Source organism: Pseudomonas sp. EA_105y_Pfl2_R69 (assembly GCF_963970915.1).
Lineage (GTDB): Bacteria > Pseudomonadota > Gammaproteobacteria > Pseudomonadales > Pseudomonadaceae > Aquipseudomonas.
On the sequence record NZ_CAXAOO010000001.1, the window covers coordinates 980,682 to 998,114 of the forward strand.

10 protein-coding genes and 1 pseudogene are annotated in these 17,433 nt (G+C 64.0%); 5 read left to right on the forward strand and 6 right to left on the reverse strand.

The window, feature by feature from the left end; translation table 11 throughout:
• Positions 1 to 86 precede the first annotated feature (86 nt).
• Positions 87 to 1,217 carry a M14 family metallopeptidase gene (locus tag AACY13_RS04285; RefSeq protein WP_339460012.1) on the forward strand — a complete coding sequence of 377 codons (1,131 nt, stop codon included), beginning with the start codon at positions 87 to 89 and terminating at the stop codon, positions 1,215 to 1,217.
• A gap of 267 nt (positions 1,218 to 1,484) precedes the next feature.
• Here AACY13_RS04285 and AACY13_RS04290 read toward each other — a convergent pair whose 3' ends face one another.
• On the reverse strand, positions 1,485 to 2,735 hold the full coding sequence (locus tag AACY13_RS04290) for an OprD family porin (protein ID WP_339459528.1): 1,251 nt from the start codon (positions 2,733 to 2,735) through the stop codon (positions 1,485 to 1,487).
• Positions 2,736 to 3,334: 599 nt separating this feature from the next.
• Here AACY13_RS04290 and AACY13_RS04295 point away from each other — a divergent pair.
• A complete protein-coding gene (locus AACY13_RS04295; protein WP_339459530.1) occupies positions 3,335 to 3,691 on the forward strand; it encodes a 5-carboxymethyl-2-hydroxymuconate Delta-isomerase in 357 nt (118 codons plus the stop codon).
• A gap of 101 nt (positions 3,692 to 3,792) precedes the next feature.
• Here the strand turns inward: AACY13_RS04295 and gcvT are convergent, their stop codons facing one another.
• The 5 genes from gcvT to gcvH form a co-directional block, all read right to left on the reverse strand.
• On the reverse strand, positions 3,793 to 4,914 hold the full coding sequence (gcvT, locus tag AACY13_RS04300) for a glycine cleavage system aminomethyltransferase GcvT (RefSeq protein ID WP_339459531.1): 1,122 nt from the start codon (positions 4,912 to 4,914) through the stop codon (positions 3,793 to 3,795).
• Positions 4,915 to 5,087: 173 nt separating this feature from the next.
• A complete protein-coding gene (locus AACY13_RS04305) occupies positions 5,088 to 6,464 on the reverse strand; it encodes an L-serine ammonia-lyase (protein WP_339459533.1) in 1,377 nt (458 codons plus the stop codon).
• Between the two features lie 84 nt (positions 6,465 to 6,548).
• Complete coding sequence (gene glyA, locus AACY13_RS04310) at positions 6,549 to 7,802, reverse strand: serine hydroxymethyltransferase (protein WP_339459534.1); 1,254 nt, start codon at positions 7,800 to 7,802, stop codon at positions 6,549 to 6,551.
• Positions 7,803 to 7,949: 147 nt separating this feature from the next.
• On the reverse strand, positions 7,950 to 10,802 hold the full coding sequence (gcvP, locus tag AACY13_RS04315) for an aminomethyl-transferring glycine dehydrogenase (protein ID WP_339459536.1): 2,853 nt from the start codon (positions 10,800 to 10,802) through the stop codon (positions 7,950 to 7,952).
• Positions 10,803 to 10,811: 9 nt separating this feature from the next.
• Entirely contained in the window at positions 10,812 to 11,195 is a 384-nt protein-coding gene (gene gcvH / locus AACY13_RS04320; protein ID WP_339459537.1) for a glycine cleavage system protein GcvH, read from the reverse strand.
• Between the two features lie 555 nt (positions 11,196 to 11,750).
• On the opposite strand from gcvH, the gene AACY13_RS04325 reads away from it, so the two are divergent.
• The 3 genes and pseudogenes from AACY13_RS04325 to AACY13_RS22605 form a co-directional block, all read left to right on the forward strand.
• Positions 11,751 to 13,517 (forward strand): DUF1302 domain-containing protein, encoded by a 1,767-nt coding sequence (locus AACY13_RS04325; protein ID WP_339459538.1) that lies wholly within the window; start codon positions 11,751 to 11,753, stop codon positions 13,515 to 13,517.
• A 27-nt stretch (positions 13,518 to 13,544) separates the two neighbouring features.
• Positions 13,545 to 14,915: a DUF1329 domain-containing protein gene (locus AACY13_RS04330; RefSeq protein WP_339459540.1), complete on the forward strand. Its 1,371-nt coding sequence runs from the start codon at positions 13,545 to 13,547 to the stop codon at positions 14,913 to 14,915.
• 1,088 nt (positions 14,916 to 16,003) lie between these two features.
• Positions 16,004 to 17,398, forward strand: a pseudogene (locus tag AACY13_RS22605) (hypothetical protein); the annotation flags it as partial.
• Between the last annotated feature and the right edge of the window lie 35 nt (positions 17,399 to 17,433).

Below are 17,433 nucleotides of genomic sequence, written 5' to 3' on the forward strand. Positions count from 1 at the left end.
TGTCGCTTCAGGCGTTTCCCTGGCTGCGCGGAGCTGCGATTCTTGGCGGCCAGGGTGCGATGCGCCAGCAGCTTTTCGAGGTGTTTATGCAGATCAGTTCCGACTTCGACAGCGGCAATATCGAGGTAGTCGACGCCAGCGACCCGCAGCGGGTGCGGCTGGCCATTCGCCCGGATCTCAACAGCGGGCATTTCCAGTGGTTCCACTTCAAGGTCGAGGGCCTGCAGCCAGGCCAGCGCTACGGCTTCAGCCTGGGCAATGCCGGGCAGTCGTCCTATCCCCGCGCCTGGGACGGCTATCACGCCGTGGCCTCCTACGATCAGCTCAGCTGGTTTCGCGTGCCCAGCCGTTTTGAACAGGGGGCGCTGAATTTCGACATCGAGCCGCAGCACGGGCAGATCTGGTTCGCCTACTTCGAGCCCTACAGTCGCGAGCGCCACGGGCGACTGATCGAGCAGGCGCTGAGCCAGGCCGGTGCCGAGCTGTTCGCCACCGGCAAAAGCATCGAGGGGCGAGATATCCAGGTGCTGCGCGTCAGCCGCAATCCCGCTGCCCAGCGGCGGATCTGGATCATCGCTCAGCAACACCCCGGCGAGCATATGGCCGAGTGGTTTATCCAGGGGCTGATCGAACGACTGCAGCGGCGCGACGATGCCGAGCTGAATACCTTGCTGGAGCAGGCCGATCTGTATCTGGTGCCGAATATGAACCCGGACGGAGCCTTTCGCGGCCATCTGCGCACCAATGCCGCCGGTTGCGACCTCAACCGCGCCTGGCAGTCGGCCTGCACGGCGCAAAGCCCCGAGGTGTTCTTCGTCCAGCAGCTGATGCGCCAGACCGGCGTCGACCTGTTTCTGGATATCCACGGCGACGAGGAAATCCCCCACGTGTTTGTCGCCGGCTGCGCCGGCAACCCAGGCTATAGCCCACGCCTGCAACGCCTGGAAGACCGCTTCAAGCAGTTGCTGATCGATAACGGTGCCGAATTCCAGACCACCTTCGGCTACACCCCGAATCAGTTCGGCCAGGCCAACACCAGCCTGGCCTGCAACGCCGTCGGCATGGAGTTCGATTGCCTGGCCTTCACCATCGAAATGCCGTTCAAGGACCACGACGACAACCCCAGCCCGCAGACCGGCTGGAATGGCGCGCGCTCCATGCGTCTGGGCCAGGATGTGCTGAGCGTGGCGGCGGCGATGGTGGGCGGGTTGCGTTAAGGCAACAGGCAAAAACTATTGCGCAGCACGAGGTTGCGCTCAGCCCCCCACACTTAAGCGCTCTGATGTGAGGGGACCTGGCTTCCTAGGGTGCGCCATGCGCACCTGGGCCGGCTGCAGATTCCTGGTGCGCACAGCACACCCTGCTTGTGCGGCCTCTCAAGCGCTGTCAGCTTTTCAAGCCCAGCGATGTATAAAAAAGCCCGTCGCAAGGACGGGCTGAAGGTTACACACACAAGGAGTAATCGATGCCGATGGTGCGGTGGATTACAGCAGGGACAGCGGGTAGTTGAAGATCAGACGGTTTTCGTGGATATCCTGGCCAACGTCACGACGGACGCTGGAGTTACGCCATTTCACGTTGAGGTTTTTCAGCGCACCGCTCTGCACGGTATAGGCCAGCTCGGATTCGCGGCCCCATTCTTCGGCGTCATCGCGAAGACCGACATGGATGTTGCTACCGCTGACGTAGCGGTTCATCAAGGTCATGCCTGGGACGCCGAGGCCGGCGAAGTTGTAGTCGTGACGCACCTGCCAGGAGCGTTCTTCGGGGTTGTCGTAGGCGTTGGTGAAGCCGTCGTTGACCAGCGTGCCGCCGCTGGCACCGTCGATACGCATAAACTTGGTGTCGCCGTCCAAGTGCTGGTAGGCCAAGGTGAAGGCGTTGTTGCCGGTCTTGGCGGTAAAGCTGCCCTGGTAGACCTTGTTGTCCAGCTTGCCGGCTTTGGCCGCGCCTTCATCCTTGCCGTCGACGTAGCCGAGGTTGGTGCTCAGCACCCAGTCGCCGACCGGTTGGATGTGGGTCAGTTGCACGTAGCTCTGCTGGTAAACGTCTTCCAGGCGGGCGTGCCAAGCGCCGACCAGGGTGTTGTTGCCGTTGAACTTGTACTCACCGCCAGCGAAGTTGAAATCATCGCCTTCGATACCGCTGTAGCTCATTTCTTCACGGCTGGCATTGTTACGCTGGCTGTTCTTCCAGAACTGGCCACCGTAGAGGGACAGTCCGGCGATTTCGTTGGAGGTGACCTGCGCACCCTGGAAGGTTTGCGGCAGCGCACGCCCGTCGTCCGCGCGAAGGATCGGCAGCACGGCGAACCATTCACCGACCTTCAATTCGGTTTTCGACAGCATGGCTTTAGCCGCCACGGCCACGCGACCGAAGCTGTCGGCTGAGTCACCGTCGTCATGTTTCGGCAGCAGACCGCTACCCGTGGAGCCACCACCGCTGTCGAGCTTGATCGCGCCCATAACCAGAGCGTCCAGGCCAAAGCCTACGGTGCCTTGGGTGAAGCCAGAGCGTGCATCGATGATCATGCTCTGCGTCCACTCGGCGGCCTGGCCCTGGTCATTCGCCCCAGTGTGGTTAAGGAAGTTGCGATTGAAGTAGTAGTTGCGCAGGCCAATATTGACCTTGGCGTCATCGATAAAGCCGGCAGCCTGGCTGCTGAGTGGCAGTGCGAGGGCCATGCTGCCTGCGGTGGTGAGCAGGGCGAGCGAAAGGGCATTGCGTGCAGTCATTGTTGTTGTGCTCCCATTTTTGAACAAGCCGTTCCCTTGCCGGCCTGAGTGGCTAGCGGCGAGCGAAAGGAACGGGTGAGTTGCCCCATGCCAGGGCGACAGGCGTGTCCGAGGTCGGAACGCGCCCCTGCTTCGGGCTTAGCCGTCGGCGAATGCGGAGTGTGTGTGCGGGTGTGGTCGGGGCGTTCTGCTGGCGCGCCGCGAAGCGGGGCCGGCCGGGAGGGGCGAGAAGCGAGCCGATGCGGCGGGGGCAACAGTGGTCATGGTCGGGCCTTGTTTTTGTTTTTATGATTAGTCATATGTTGTCATACAACTATAGGAGAATTATCGACAGCCTTGCTGAGCTTTGTCAATGTGCTCCTAGACGAAAGTCCAATAAGAAAAGCTGCTGGGTGGCGGCCTGTTTTCACCGATATGTGCAGGTTTTTCGCGGTTTTCATGGGTTTTTGCGATTGTCTCAGGCGTTGCCTAAGGTCGGCACGGGATGCCTGAAACAGGCGCTCTGCCGTGTAGAAGGGGTTGTTATTGCTGAATTTGTTGTGCGATAACGTACGATAAGATTGAGCAACTTATGTCCACTGCATCACTTGGAGATGCCTATGCCGCATTGCCTTATCGAGGGCTCGCAAAGCCTGACGCAACTGATTGCGCCGGCCGAGTTGCTCGGCGTTGTCGAGAATGCGGCTGCCGCCACCGGGCTGTTCCAGCCGGGGGAGGTCAAGCTGCGCCTGAACCTGTATGAGTACTTCAGTGTGGGTGGCCGCCAGGAGGACTTCGTTCACCTGATCTTCTACATCCTGGCCGGGCGTACGGATCGGCAGAAGCGCCTGTTGTCGCGGCAGATCGTGCGGGCGCTGGTCGAGCGCTTGCCGAGCGTCGATGCGCTGTCGCTGGATGTGCGCGATATCGACCGCGAGGTGTTCAGTAACAAGCGCAGTTGTCTGCTGCCGGATTGAGTGCTGGCGTGCGCCAGTCTCTAGATGGCGATGACATTCGTACGGCATAAGTGTACGAAAAGTACTGCGCCAGCCGGGCGGCCGGCGCAGTGGGGCTAGGGTCAGCCGCGGTAGTAGCGTTGCGGCACAAACGGGGTCTTGGCCACTTTCATGGCCACGCGCTTGCCGCGCACCATGGCCCAGACCGGAGTGTCGATGGCCATATGGCTGCTTTGCACGTAGCCCATGGCGACCGGTGCGCCGAGGCTCGGGCCGAAGCCGCCGCTGGATACGCTGCCGATCACAGTGCCATCGGCATCGACGATTTCCGCGCCTTCACGTACCGGCACACGTTCCTGCGGCAGCAGGCCGACGCGCTTGCTGGCCACGCCCTCCTGCTGCTGGGCGAAGATCCGCGCCGCGCCGGGGAAGCCACCAGCACGGGCGCCATCGGCGCGGCGGGCCTTGGAGATGGCCCAGAGCAGGCTGGCCTCGATCGGCGTGGTGCTGCTGCTCATGTCGTGGCCATACAGGCACAGACCGGCTTCCAGGCGCAGCGAGTCGCGCGCGCCGAGGCCGATGGCGGCCACTTCCGGTTCGGCCAGCAGGCTGCGCGCCAGGGTTTCGGCGTGGTCGGCCGGCAGCGAGATTTCGAAGCCGTCTTCGCCGGTGTAGCCGGAGCGGCTGACGTAGCAGTCGACACCCAGCAGGCGCACCGGGGCGAACTGCATAAAGGTCATCTGCGCCACCTCGGGAGCCAGGCGCGCCAGTACGTCGACGGCTTTCGGGCCTTGCAAAGCGAGCAGGGCGCGGTCGAAGCAGGGTTCGATCTGGCATTGGCTGGCGATCTGCAGTTGCAGGTGCATCAGGTCCTGGTGCTTGCAGGCGGCGTTGACCACCAGGAACAGGCAGTCGTCGCCCAGGTTGGCGACCATCAGGTCGTCGAGGATGCCGCCCTGGTCATCGGTGAACATGGCGTAGCGCTGCATGCCTACGGGCAGGTCGATGATGTCCACCGGTACCAGGCTTTCCAGGGCCTGCGCCGCCTGCGGGCCGCGCAGAATGATCTGGCCCATGTGCGAGACGTCGAACAGGCCGGCGGCTTCGCGGGTGTGCAGGTGTTCCTTCATTACACCCAGCGGGTACTGCACCGGCATGTCGTAGCCGGCGAACGGCACCATGCGCGCGCCCAGTTCGAGATGCAGGGCATGTAGCGGGGTTTTCGCCAGGGTTTCAGTGGTCATGCGGTTCTCCATAAATGTTGTGGGTGGGTCTATATCGACCCTTCTCCCTAGCCCTCTCCCCAGAGGGGCGAGGGGATGGTCAGGTGTTGGTCGCACTATTTGCGGCGACGTCGCTTGTGCTCCCTCTCCCCGTTGGGGAGAGGGTTGGGGGTGCCCGGCTAGGGGGAGGGGTATCAGCATTCGATGATATTGACGGCCAGGCCGCCACGGGCGGTTTCCTTGTACTTGTTGTTCATGTCGGCACCGGTCTGGCGCATGGTGCGGATCACCTTGTCCAGCGAGACGAAGTGCTGGCCGTCGCCGCGCAGGGCCATGCGCGCGGCGTTGATCGCCTTGACCGAGCCCATGGCGTTGCGCTCGATGCAGGGTACCTGGACCAGCCCGCCGATCGGGTCGCAGGTCAGGCCCAGGTTGTGTTCCATGCCGATCTCGGCGGCGTTTTCCACCTGGTTGACGCTGCCGCCGAGCACTTCGCACAGCGCACCGGCGGCCATCGAGCAGGCCACACCGACCTCACCCTGGCAGCCGACTTCGGCACCAGAGATCGAGGCGTTTTCCTTGTAGAGGATGCCGATGGCGGCGGCGGTGAGCAGAAAGCGCACCACGCCGTCGTCGTTGGCCCCGGGGATAAAGCGGCTGTAGTAATGCAGCACCGCCGGCACGATGCCGGCCGCGCCGTTGGTGGGGGCGGTGACCACGCGGCCACCGCTGGCGTTTTCCTCGTTGACCGCCAGGGCATAGAGGTTGACCCAGTCGAGCACGCTGAGGGCGTCGCGCAGACTGGCCTCCGGGTGCTTGCACAGCTGGCGGTGCAGATCGGCGGCGCGGCGTTTGACCTTGAGCCCGCCGGGCATGATGCCTTCGTTGCGGCAGCCGGCTTCGACGCAATCCTGCATCACCTGCCAGATATGCAGCAGGCGTGCGCGGGTCTCGGCTTCCGGTCGCCAGGCGGCTTCGTTGGCCAGCATTACCTGGCTGATGGAGAGACCATGCTTGGCGCACTGGGCCAGCAACTCCTTGGCGGTCTTGAAGGGGTAGGCCAGTGGCGTCTGGTCTTCGACGATGCGGTCGGCCCCGGCGGCCTGCTCATCGACCACGAAGCCGCCACCCACCGAGTAGTACTCGCGGGCGCGAATCTGCAAGCCGGCGGCGTCGAAGGCGCGGAAGATCATGCCGTTGGGGTGAAAGGTCAGGGGTTTGCGGATCATCGCCAGGTGCTGCTTCTCGACGAAACGGATGGGTTTCTCGCCCAGCAGATTGAGTTCGCCGCTGGCGCGAATCGCCGCCAGGCGGGCGTCGACGCTACTGGTGTCGACGTTGTCCGGCTGTTCGCCTTCCAGGCCCAGCAGCACGGCCTTGTCGCTGCCATGGCCCTTGCCGGTGGCCCCGAGGGAGCCGTACAGCTCCACTTTCACCGAGTCGGTGGTGGCCAGCAGCTCATCGCGGCGCAGGCCTTCGGCAAAGCGCAGGGCGGCCAGCATCGGCCCCACCGTGTGCGAGCTGGACGGGCCGATGCCGATCTTGAAAAGGTCAAAAACGCTAAGTGACATGGTTAACTCCAGGGTGCGTCAGGCTTTCCCTCACCCCAACCCTCTCCCGGAGGGAGAGGGGGCGGAATGGCGGCGCCGGCCTTATTAGTCAGCGTAGACCGGGAAGGTGGCGCATAGGTCCGCGACCTGACCACGGACGCGCTCGATCACGGCCGGGTTGTCCAGCTTATCGAGGATGTCGCAGATCCAGCCGGCCAGGGTGCGGCACTCGCCCTGCTTGAAGCCGCGGGTAGTGACTGCCGGGGTGCCGATGCGGATGCCGGAGGTGACAAACGGCGACTGCGGGTCGTTGGGTACGGCGTTCTTGTTGACCGTGATATGCGCCGCACCCAGGGCGGCGTCGGCGGCCTTGCCGGTCAGGTCCTGCTTGATCAGGCTGACCAACATCAGATGGTTGTCGGTGCCGCCGGAGACCACGTCGTAGCCACGCTCGATAAACACCTCGGCCATGGCCTGGGCGTTGTCGATCACCTGCTGCTGGTAGGCCTTGAAGGCCGGCTCCATGGCTTCCTTGAAGCACACCGCCTTGGCCGCGATCACATGCATCAGCGGGCCGCCCTGGGCACCGGGGAAGACGGCGGAGTTGAGCTTCTTCTCGATCTCAGGGTTGGCCTTGGCCAGGATCAGGCCGCCACGCGGACCGCGCAGGGTCTTGTGGGTGGTGGTGGTGACCACATCGGCAAAGGGCAGCGGATTGGGATACAGACCAGCCGCAACCAGACCGGCGACGTGGGCCATATCGACAAACAGCAGGGCCCCGACCTGGTCGGCGATGGCGCGGAAACGGGCGAAATCCAGGGTGCGCGAGTAGGCGCTGAAGCCGGCGACGATCATCTTCGGCTTGTGTTCGATGGCCAGGCGCTCGACCTCGGCGTAATCGATCAGGCCCTGCTCGTCGATACCGTACTGCACGGCGTTGTACAGCTTGCCGGAGGACGACACCTTGGCCCCGTGGGTCAGGTGCCCGCCATGGGCCAGGCTCATGCCCAGAATGGTATCGCCGGCCTGCAGCAGCGCCAGGTACACCGCGCTGTTGGCCGAGGAACCGGAGTGCGGCTGCACGTTGGCATAGTCCGCGCCGAACAGCTGTTTGGCGCGCTCGATGGCCAGCGCCTCGACCACATCGACATGCTCGCAACCGCCGTAGTAACGCTTGCCCGGATAGCCTTCGGCGTACTTGTTGGTCAGGCCGCTGCCTTGCGCCTGCATGACGCGCTGGCTGCAATAGTTTTCCGAGGCGATCAGCTCGATATGGTCTTCCTGGCGCTGCTCTTCGGCGTTGATCGCGGCGAGCAGGGCGTCGTCATAACCTTGCAGTTGGTCGTGCTTGCTGAACATGGTGAGGCCCTCTGGTTTTTATATGAGGTGCAGCTAACCCGCCTCGGGTAGAGGTGAGTCGAAATTGGTGGGTAAAGCTAAACGCTGAACCATCCCCTCGCCCCTCTGGGGAGAGGGTTAGGGTGAGGGGAGGTTTTTCAACGGTGCTTAGGCGTCCTGATACGCCTCGATGGACGGGCAGGCGCAGATCAGGTTGCGGTCGCCGAACACGTTGTCGACGCGGCCGACCGGCGGCCAGTACTTGGCCTCGATCAGGCTGGCCAGCGGGTACACGGCCTGCTCGCGGCTGTAGCCGTGAGTCCACTCGCCGACCAGTTCCAGGGCGGTGTGTGGGGCGTTCTTCAGCGGGTTGTCGTTGGCATCCAGGCGACCGGCTTCCACCGCGCGAATCTCTTCGCGGATGGCGATCATGGCGTCGCAGAAGCGGTCCAGTTCTTCCTTGGATTCGCTTTCGGTCGGCTCAATCATCAGGGTGCCGGCCACCGGGAAGGACATGGTCGGGGCATGGAAGCCGAAGTCGATCAGGCGCTTGGCCACGTCGTCGACGCTGATGCCGCTGCTGTCCTTGAGCGGGCGGATATCCAGAATGCACTCGTGCGCCACCAGGCCGCCAGCGCCCGAATACAGCACGGGGTAGTGCTCTTCCAGGCGGCGGGCGATGTAGTTGGCATTGAGAATGGCCATCTGCGAAGCAAGCTTGAGGCCTTCGCCGCCCATCATGCTGATGTACATCCAGGTGATCGGCAGGATGCTGGCGCTGCCGAACGGCGCGGCGCTGACTGCACCTTCCTTGCGGGCCATATGGCCGTGGCCGGGCAGGAACGGAATCAGGTGGGCCTTGACGCCGATCGGGCCAACGCCTGGGCCGCCACCGCCGTGAGGGATGCAGAAGGTCTTGTGCAGGTTCAGGTGCGAGACGTCGCCGCCGAACTTGCCCGGGGCGCAGAGGCCAACCATGGCGTTCATGTTGGCGCCGTCGATATACACCTGGCCGCCGTTGTCGTGAACGATCTGGGCGATCTCGCGGATGCCTTCCTCGAACACGCCGTGGGTCGATGGGTAGGTGATCATCAGCGCGGCCAGGCGATCCTTATGCTCTTCGGCCTTGGCCTTGAGGTCGGCGATGTCGACGTTGCCGCTGCTGTCGCAGGCGGTCACTACCACGCGCATACCGGCCATGCTGGCGGTCGCCGGGTTAGTGCCGTGGGCCGATTGCGGGATCAGGCAGATGTCGCGCTGATCGTCGCCGCGGCTCTGGTGGTAAGCGCGGATGGCCAGCAGACCGGCGTACTCGCCCTGGGAGCCGGCGTTCGGCTGCAGGGAGATGCCGTCATAACCGGTGGCCGCGCAGAGCATGGCTTCCAGTTCGCTGGTCAGCTGGCTGTAGCCCTGGCTCTGTTCGGCCGGGGCGAAGGGGTGCAGGTTGCCGAACTCGGCCCAGGTCACCGGGATCATTTCGCTGGCGGCGTTGAGCTTCATGGTGCAGGAGCCCAGCGGGATCATGCTGCGGTCCAGGGCCAGGTCCTTGTCCGCCAGCTTGCGCAGGTAGCGCATCAGCTCGGTTTCGCTGTGGTAACGGTTGAATACCGGGTGAGCCAGGATTGCCGACTCACGCAGCAGGCCTTGCGGCAGTTGCGCGGTCACGCCAGCAGCCAGTTCATTGAATGCCGGTACAGCCTTGCCGTCGGCAAATACCGCCAGCAGCGCTTCGACGGCGGCCTGGTCAGTGGTTTCGTCCAGCGACAAGCCGAGGCGCTCGGCGTCAACGATGCGCAGGTTGATCCCGGCCTTGCGCGCTGCAGCGTGCAGGGCGGCGGTCTTGCTGCCGGTGGCCAGGGTCAGGGTGTCGAAGAAGAATTCCTGCTCAACGCTATGACCCAGGGCGCGCAGGCCCTTGGCCAGGATCGCGGTGAACTGGTGGGTGCGCTGAGCAATCTGGGTCAGGCCTTGCGGGCCGTGGTACACGGCGTACATGCTGGCGATGTTGGCCAGCAGCACCTGGGCGGTACAGATGTTACTGGTGGCCTTCTCGCGGCGGATATGTTGCTCGCGGGTTTGCATGGCCAGGCGCAGGGCCGGCTTGCCGAAGCGGTCGATCGACATGCCGACCAAGCGGCCCGGCATATCGCGTTTGAATGCATCGCGGGTAGCGAAGTAAGCGGCGTGTGGGCCACCAAAGCCCAGCGGCACACCAAAACGCTGAGCGCTGCCCAGGGCCACGTCGGCGCCGAACTCGCCTGGCGGGGTGAGCAGGGTCAGGGCCAGCAGGTCAGCGGCCACAGCGACCAGTGCATTGACGGCGTGGAAGCGTGCAACCAGCTCGCGGTAATCGAAAATATCGCCGTTGCTCGCTGGGTATTGCAGCAGCGCGCCGAAGTAGGCGCTGGCATCAGTAATGGCGGCTTCATCGCCAACGACTACTTCAATGCCCAGCGGCTCGGCACGGGTGCGCAGCACGTCGAGGGTTTGCGGGTGGCAATGCTGGGAGGCGAAGAAGGCGTTGCTGGCCTTGTTCTTCGACAGACGCTTGCAGAAGGTCATGGCCTCGGCAGCGGCGGTGGCCTCATCGAGCAGGGACGCGTTGGCGATCTGCATGCCGGTGAGGTCGGTGACCAGGGTCTGGAAGTTCAGCAGGGATTCCAGGCGGCCCTGGGAAATTTCTGGCTGGTAGGGGGTGTAGGCGGTGTACCAGGCCGGGTTTTCCAGCAGGTTGCGCAGGATCGGGCTCGGCGTCAGGGTGCCGTAGTAGCCCTGACCGATGTAGGTCTTGAACTGCTGGTTCTTCTGCGCGATGGCCTTGATCTTGGCCAGGGCGTCGGCTTCCGACAGGCCCGGCTGAGCACCCAGCACGCTGGTGCCCTTGATGCTCTCGGGGATGACGTTATCGGTCAGCGCGTCGATGCTGGCGTAGCCCAGCAGTTCGAGCATGGCGGCAGTATCGGCATCACGCGGGCCGATATGCCGGGCGATAAATTCGTTCTGGGTGGTCAGCTTGGTCATCACGATCTCTCAGGCGTCAGCATTGGCGTTGAGCAGGCGCTCGTAGGCGGCCTGGTCGAGCAGGTCGGCTACCGCGCTGGCATTGGCCGGACGGAAACGGAAGAACCAGCCCTTGCCCAGGGGCTCTTCGTTGACCAGCTCAGGGCTGGATTCTAGCTCGCCATTGACCTCGACCACCTCACCGTCCAGCGGCATGGCGATAGTGCTCGCGGCTTTTACCGATTCCAGCACCGCCACTTCGTCGCCTTCGGCGTAGCTCTGGGCTTCCGGCAGCTGGACGAACACCACATCACCCAGGGCTTCCTGGGCATAGGCGGTGATGCCCACGGTAACCAGACCATCGGCATCCTGACGCAGCCATTCGTGCTCGACGGTAAAACGCAATTCGCTCATGTGAACTCCTCAAGGGTGGTGACTCGCCCTTTCTGCTGGGGGCGATGTGCGGGGGCGCTCGTGCCGGGCAGCGAGCGGAAAGGTGCAAAGACCATAGCAAGGTGGGTGCCATTATAAAAATATTCAATAAAAACAATGAGTTATATATTTTTACTGATTTTTGATGCGTTGCATTGTAGCGAATTCGATACGCTTATGCAGAGTTGACAGCACCACCGGGCGGGCAGGGCACTGATGTCGCGGCCTGACAGTTTCGTGTCGTTTTCATTACGTCGTATTGAATTCGATACGATGCCTCCGGGCAACTGGGTCGATCTCCAGCCCTGGTGCGCCGCGAACCTTGCCGCAGGCCGCGGCAGCGCTGGCATGGCGGTCATTCACCGAGGCTATGGTCGACTATTGCGTGGGTCCATGGCTGGCCTGAAATCATGCGCGGTAGAGCCATGTTCACTCTTTCAGCTGACAGGGCAAATACCTCTTTCGGGCGCTTATCCACTGGCGGGTGGCTGGGTAGCTTGGGGCCTCAACACGTAACCCGCTTTCCAGGAGAGCCGCATGAGAACAAAAACAAGACATGCAATCTTCCAGCCCTGCGCCTTGGCTTCTGCCATCGCTCTGGGCTGTGTCGCGCCTGTCCAGGCTGTCACTTTCAATATCGGCGAGGTCGAAGGGCAATTCGACTCCCAGCTGTCCGTGGGGGCCAGCTGGAGTGTTCGCGGCGCGGATCCTGATTTCATCTCGGTCAACAGCGGCGGTAAAGCCTCATCGCGCACCTCGGATGACGGCCGACTGAACTTCAAGAAGGGCGAGACCTTCTCGAAAATCTTCAAGGGTATTCACGACCTGGAGCTCAAGTACGGCGACACCGGGGTCTTTGTCCGTGGCAAGTACTGGTACGACTTCGAGACCAAGGACGAGAGCCGCCTGTTTTATGACATCGACGATCACAACCGCAAGGAAGCGGCGCAGGCCTCCGGCGCGCAGATCCTCGATGCCTTTATCTACCACAACTACAACATCGGCGATCTGCCGGGCAGTGTGCGGGTCGGCAAGCAGGTGGTCAGCTGGGGCGAGAGCACCTTTATCGGCAACTCGATCAACTCGATCAACCCGATCGACGTCGCCGCCTTCCGCCGTCCCGGCGCGGAGATCAAGGAGGGCCTGATCCCGGTCAATATGCTCTACATATCGCAGAGCCTGACCGACTCCGTGAGCATGGAGGCCTTCTATCAGTTGGAGTGGGACCAGACCATCGTCGATAACTGCGGCACCTTCTTCTCCACCGCCGATGTGCTGGCCGATGGCTGCGAGGATCGCCTGGTGGTGCTGGGGCCTGATCTGCCGCCGGGCGAGTCGACCAATTCGTTTGTCGACAACGCCTATATCCCCCGCGCCGGCGATCGGGATGCCCGCGACAGTGGCCAGTATGGCCTGGCCTTGCGCTGGTTCGCCGAGTCGTTGAACGACACCGAGTTCGGTCTCTACGCGATGAACTACCACAGCCGTGGCCCGGTGTTCAGCACCATCCGTACCACCACGCCGAACTTCGTCAGCTTTATTCCTGGTGCGCCGAATGCCGGCTACTTCCTCGAATATCCGGAAGACATCCGCCTCTACGGCCTGAGCTTCCAGACCAACGTCGGCGGCACTGCGCTGTCCGGCGAGGTCAGCTACCGGCCGAATATGCCGATGCAGATCAACTCCACCGACCTGTCCTTTGGCGCGCTGGGGCTGCCCTTCAATCCGGTATTCGAGTCCGGTCACGCACAGAACGTCTCCGGGGCCGATATCCACGGCTACGAACGCAAGCCCTTTACCCAGGCGCAGGTCACGGCCGTGCACTTTATCGACCGGGTGCTGGGGGCCAGCCGCCTGACCCTGCTCGGCGAAGTCGGCTATAACCATATAAGTGGCATCAGCGACGATACTGGCGAGCTGCGCTTTGGCCGCGACCCGATCTATGGGGCCGGCGAGTTCAGCGTGCCGGGTGTGTGCGGTGCGTTCAACGCCGCCAATCCCGACGAGTGCCAGGGCGACGGTTTCTACACCAGCAGTTCCTGGGGCTATCGCCTGCGCGCCAGCGCCGACTACAGCAACGTGTTTGCCGGTATCAACCTGACCCCTAGCGTGGCCTGGTCGCATGACGTCGACGGTTACGGGCCGAACTTCAATGAAGGCAGCAAGGCCATCAGCATCGGCCTGAATGCCGACTACCAGAACACCTATACCGCCAGCTTGAGCTATACAGATTTCTTCGGTGGTGAATACAACACCGTCACCGACCGTGATTTCGTCGCCCTGAGTTTTGGCGTGAACTTCTGATCAACCTGCGCAAAGGATCCGTAAAGAATGAAAAGCACAAGAATCCTGCAAACCGGAGCGCTGACACTGAGCCTGTTGGCCAGCAGCCTGATGGCCGCCGTGACTCCGGAGGAGGCGGCGCAACTGGGTGCCAGCCTGACGCCGCTGGGCGCGGAAATGGCCGGCAACGCCGACGGCAGCATCCCGGCCTGGACGGGCGGCCTGCCGACCAATGCCGGCGCGGTGGATGGCAAGGGCTTCCTCGCCGACCCGTTTGCCAGTGAGCAGCCGCTGTTCACCATCACTGCCGCCAATGCCGCGCAGTACCAGGACAAACTGTCCGCCGGCCAGTTGGCGATGCTCAAGCGTTACCCCGACAGCTACAAGATCCCGGTCTATCCGACCCACCGCAGTGCAGCGGTACCCGATGCCATCTCTGCTGCGGCCAAGCAGAGTGCGCTCAATACCACTCCGGTGGACGGTGGCAACGGCCTGCAGAACTTCGGCGACAGCCGCTACTACGCCTTCCCGATTCCCAAGAGCGGGGTCGAGGTGGTGTGGAACCATATCACCCGCTACCGCGGCGGCAACGTGCGTCGCTGGATCACCCAGGCCACGCCGCAGACCAATGGTTCTTACAGCCTGGTCAAGTTCGAGGACGAAATCGCCTTCCCCTCGGATATGCCCGATGTCGACCCGGCCAAGGCCGCCAATATCCTGCTCTACTTCAAGCAGCGGGTGACTGCGCCGTCGCGTCTGGCCGGTAACGTGCTGCTGGTCCACGAGACCATCGACCAGGTCAAGGAGCCGCGCCTGGCGTGGATCTACAACGCCGGTCAGCGCCGCGTGCGCCGCGCCCCGCAGGTGGCCTACGACGGCCCGGGCACCGCCGCCGACGGCATGCGTACCGCCGACAACTTCGACCTATTCTCCGGCGCGCCGGATCGTTACGACTGGAAACTGGTGGGCAAGAAGGAGATGTATATCCCCTACAACAGCTACAAGCTGGACTCGCCCGCGCTCAAGTACGACGACGTGATCAAGGCCGGGCATATCAACCAGGACCTGACCCGCTACGAGCTGCACCGGGTGTGGGAAGTGGAGGCCACGCTGAAGTCCGGCGAGCGGCATATCTACGCCAAGCGCCATATGTACTTCGACGAGGACAGCTGGCAGCTGGCCCTGGTCGACCACTACGACGGCCGCGGCCAGTTGTGGCGGGTTGCCGAGGGGCATGCGCAGAGCTATTACCACCAGAAGATGACCGGCTACACCCTGGAAGCGCTGTACGACGTGATCGCCGGCCGCTACCTGGCCCTGGGCATGAAGAACGAGGAGAAGTCTGCCTACAGCTTCGGTTTCCAGGCCAGCGGTGCCGACTACACCCCGGCCGCCCTACGCAGCGCGGGGGTACGTTAACGCGCAAAGCGCGAACGGGTGATTGTGACTCCATGATTGGGCGGCCGCGGGCCGCCTTTTTTATGACCGGCTATCCGGGCGGCCACCCTGCGGGCCGTCACGCGTGACGTTAGAAATGCTTCTGGCACTTTTTTATCGCCCTGTATCAACAAGGCAAATACAACTACTGAGGTGGCCGTTATGGGTCTAGCCTCAAGGCTTCGCTTCCAGCCTGAGCAGTAGCCGCCGATCCTATGACCGCCTACGCGCCATCCCCGCTTATAGCTGCGCCGCCCGGCGCTCAGGGCCGCCTGTTGCGTCAACCGCCCGGGCATATCCCGCGCCAGGCGCTGTTGCAGCGGTTGCTGGCCTACGACTGCCGGCTGCGCCTGCTGATCGCTCCGGCCGGTTTCGGCAAGAGCGTGCTGCTGGCCGATTGCGCCCGCCAGTGCCCGCCGGACCATGAACTGCTCTGGCTCAATTGTGCGGTGCAGGGTCTGGACCCCGGGCAACTCTGCCAGCTGCTGTGCCAGGCCCTGGGCTATGCCAGCCTGAGCTGCGCCGAGCTGCTGGCGGCCCTGGCGCAGGAGCCGCGTCGCCTGTGGCTGGTGCTCAACGACTACCCGGTCGCGCCGGCGGACGAGCTGGATGCCTACCTGAATCATTTGCTCAATGCCGCTGCCACGGGTATCTGCTGGTGGCTGGGCAGCCGCCGGCGGCCGGCGTGCAACCTGCCGCGCCTGCTGCTGGAGGGCGAACTGCTCGAACTGGGGCCCAGCGATCTGCTGTTCAGCGCCGCCGAGGTCTCGGCCTGGCTGGGGCAGTTGCAGCCGCCACGCAGTGCCTGGGCCGAAGCCCTGCACGGGGCGACCCAGGGCTGGCCGGCGGCCTTGCGCCTGCGCATCCTGGCGACCCAGGGCGAGCCGGATACGCTGGCTGCGCCGCTGGATGAACAACATGGCGAACTGCTGCGCGATTACCTGACGCGCGAAGTGCTGCAGGAGCTGCCCCACGAACTGCTGCAGACCCTGCAGCAGCTGGCGCAGCTGCCGCGTTTCAATTTCGACCTGTGCGAGCACCTGTTCGGGGTCGGCGAGGGTGGCGAATGGATGCGTCAGCTGGCCGAGCGCGGGGCCTTTATCCACGAGCTGGAACAGCACAAGGGCTGGTTCGCCCTGTTCGCCCCGGTGGCGACGCTGCTGCGTCGCTCTGCCCGGGCGTTGCCGTGCCACAGCCTGCACCTGCATGCCAGCCAGTGGTTCGCCGCCCAGGGTGACATCCGCGCGGCGGTGGAGCATGCGCTGCTCGGCGGGCAGCCGGAGGTGGCCGGCAGCTTTCTCGAACGTTTTACCGAGGAGCAGCTGCTGCAGGGCCAGGACCTGGCGCTGATTCTCGGCTGGCGCGCCGAGCTGCCGGACAGCCTGTTGCTGAGCACGCCGCGGCTGATTCTGCTGAATGCCTGGGTGCTGCTGCTGGTCGGCCGGCTGGACGAGGCGCTGGCCTGCGTCGACCAGCTGGCGCGCTTTCAGCCGCGCGGCGACGGTCCACGCACCCGCGAACTGTTCGCCCAGTGGCAGGCGATTCAGGGTATTGCCGCCTACGGCCGCGGCTGCGCGGTAGGCAGTCGCGAGCAGCTGTTGGAGGCGTTGCCGAACCTGCCGCCAAGCGCCTGGGCACAGGCCCTGCTGTGCCGCTCGATACTGACCCAGGTGGCGATCGGCGAGGGCGATCTGGAGCGGGCCCAGCAGCTCAGCTACACGGCGCTACGGCAGGCGCGGGAATGCGGCAGCCTGGTGTTCGAAGCCCTGCTGGAGCTCGATCACGCCCTGCTGCTGGAAGCCCGTGGCGAATTCGCCCGGGCCGAGGCCCTGCTCCAGCGGGTGTTGGCCTCCAGCGACCTCGCGGTCCTGCGCGAGACCCCGGTGCTGGGGCGCGCACAGCTGCGTCTGGGGCGGTTGACGTTGCGCCAGGGCCGCCGCGAGGAGGCTGCGCGGCTGCTCCAGGCCGGCCTCGACGATGCCCTGCGCTGCGGCGACCCGGGGGCCTTTCATGGCTATCTGGGCCTGGCCGATCTGGCCGCCGGCGAGGGCGATCTGGCCACGGCCTTCGCCCAGCTGGCGCAGGCCGAACGGCTGATGCAGCGGCAGCGGGTCAGCGAAACCCTCTACCGCGGCACTCTGCTGCTGGCCAGCGGTCGCCTGTGGTTGCATCAGGGGCATCGCCAGCGCGCCCGCGAAGCGGCCACCCGGGTGCTCGGCTACGCCCGGCGGGTCAAGGTCATGCTGCCGCCGCCGAACTTCCCCGAAATGATCCCGCGCTTTCAGCTGTTGCTGCTGCAGCTCGACCTGGAAGAGGGCGCGGATGTGCGCGCGCCGCTGCAGGCCCTGATCGAACAGGCCCTGGCGCAGGGGCGTCAGGCCCTGGCCTGCGAGCTCTGGCTGAGCTATGCCGAGGCCTGTGCGCAGTGGGACGACGAAGACGCGGCCAAGCAGGCGCGCCAGGCCGCCCAGGCCCTGCGCCTGCGCCTGGATTACCAGTG

Coding starts and splice junctions, on each gene's coding strand:
- AACY13_RS04285 (WP_339460012.1), top strand. CDS start 87: ATGCAGATCAGTTCCGACTTCGACAGCGGCAATATCGAGGTAGTCGAC.
- AACY13_RS04290 (WP_339459528.1), bottom strand. CDS start 2,735: ATGACTGCACGCAATGCCCTTTCGCTCGCCCTGCTCACCACCGCAGGC.
- AACY13_RS04295 (WP_339459530.1), top strand. CDS start 3,335: ATGCCGCATTGCCTTATCGAGGGCTCGCAAAGCCTGACGCAACTGATT.
- gcvT (WP_339459531.1), bottom strand. CDS start 4,914: ATGACCACTGAAACCCTGGCGAAAACCCCGCTACATGCCCTGCATCTC.
- AACY13_RS04305 (WP_339459533.1), bottom strand. CDS start 6,464: ATGTCACTTAGCGTTTTTGACCTTTTCAAGATCGGCATCGGCCCGTCC.
- glyA (WP_339459534.1), bottom strand. CDS start 7,802: ATGTTCAGCAAGCACGACCAACTGCAAGGTTATGACGACGCCCTGCTC.
- gcvP (WP_339459536.1), bottom strand. CDS start 10,802: ATGACCAAGCTGACCACCCAGAACGAATTTATCGCCCGGCATATCGGC.
- gcvH (WP_339459537.1), bottom strand. CDS start 11,195: ATGAGCGAATTGCGTTTTACCGTCGAGCACGAATGGCTGCGTCAGGAT.
- AACY13_RS04325 (WP_339459538.1), top strand. CDS start 11,751: ATGAGAACAAAAACAAGACATGCAATCTTCCAGCCCTGCGCCTTGGCT.
- AACY13_RS04330 (WP_339459540.1), top strand. CDS start 13,545: ATGAAAAGCACAAGAATCCTGCAAACCGGAGCGCTGACACTGAGCCTG.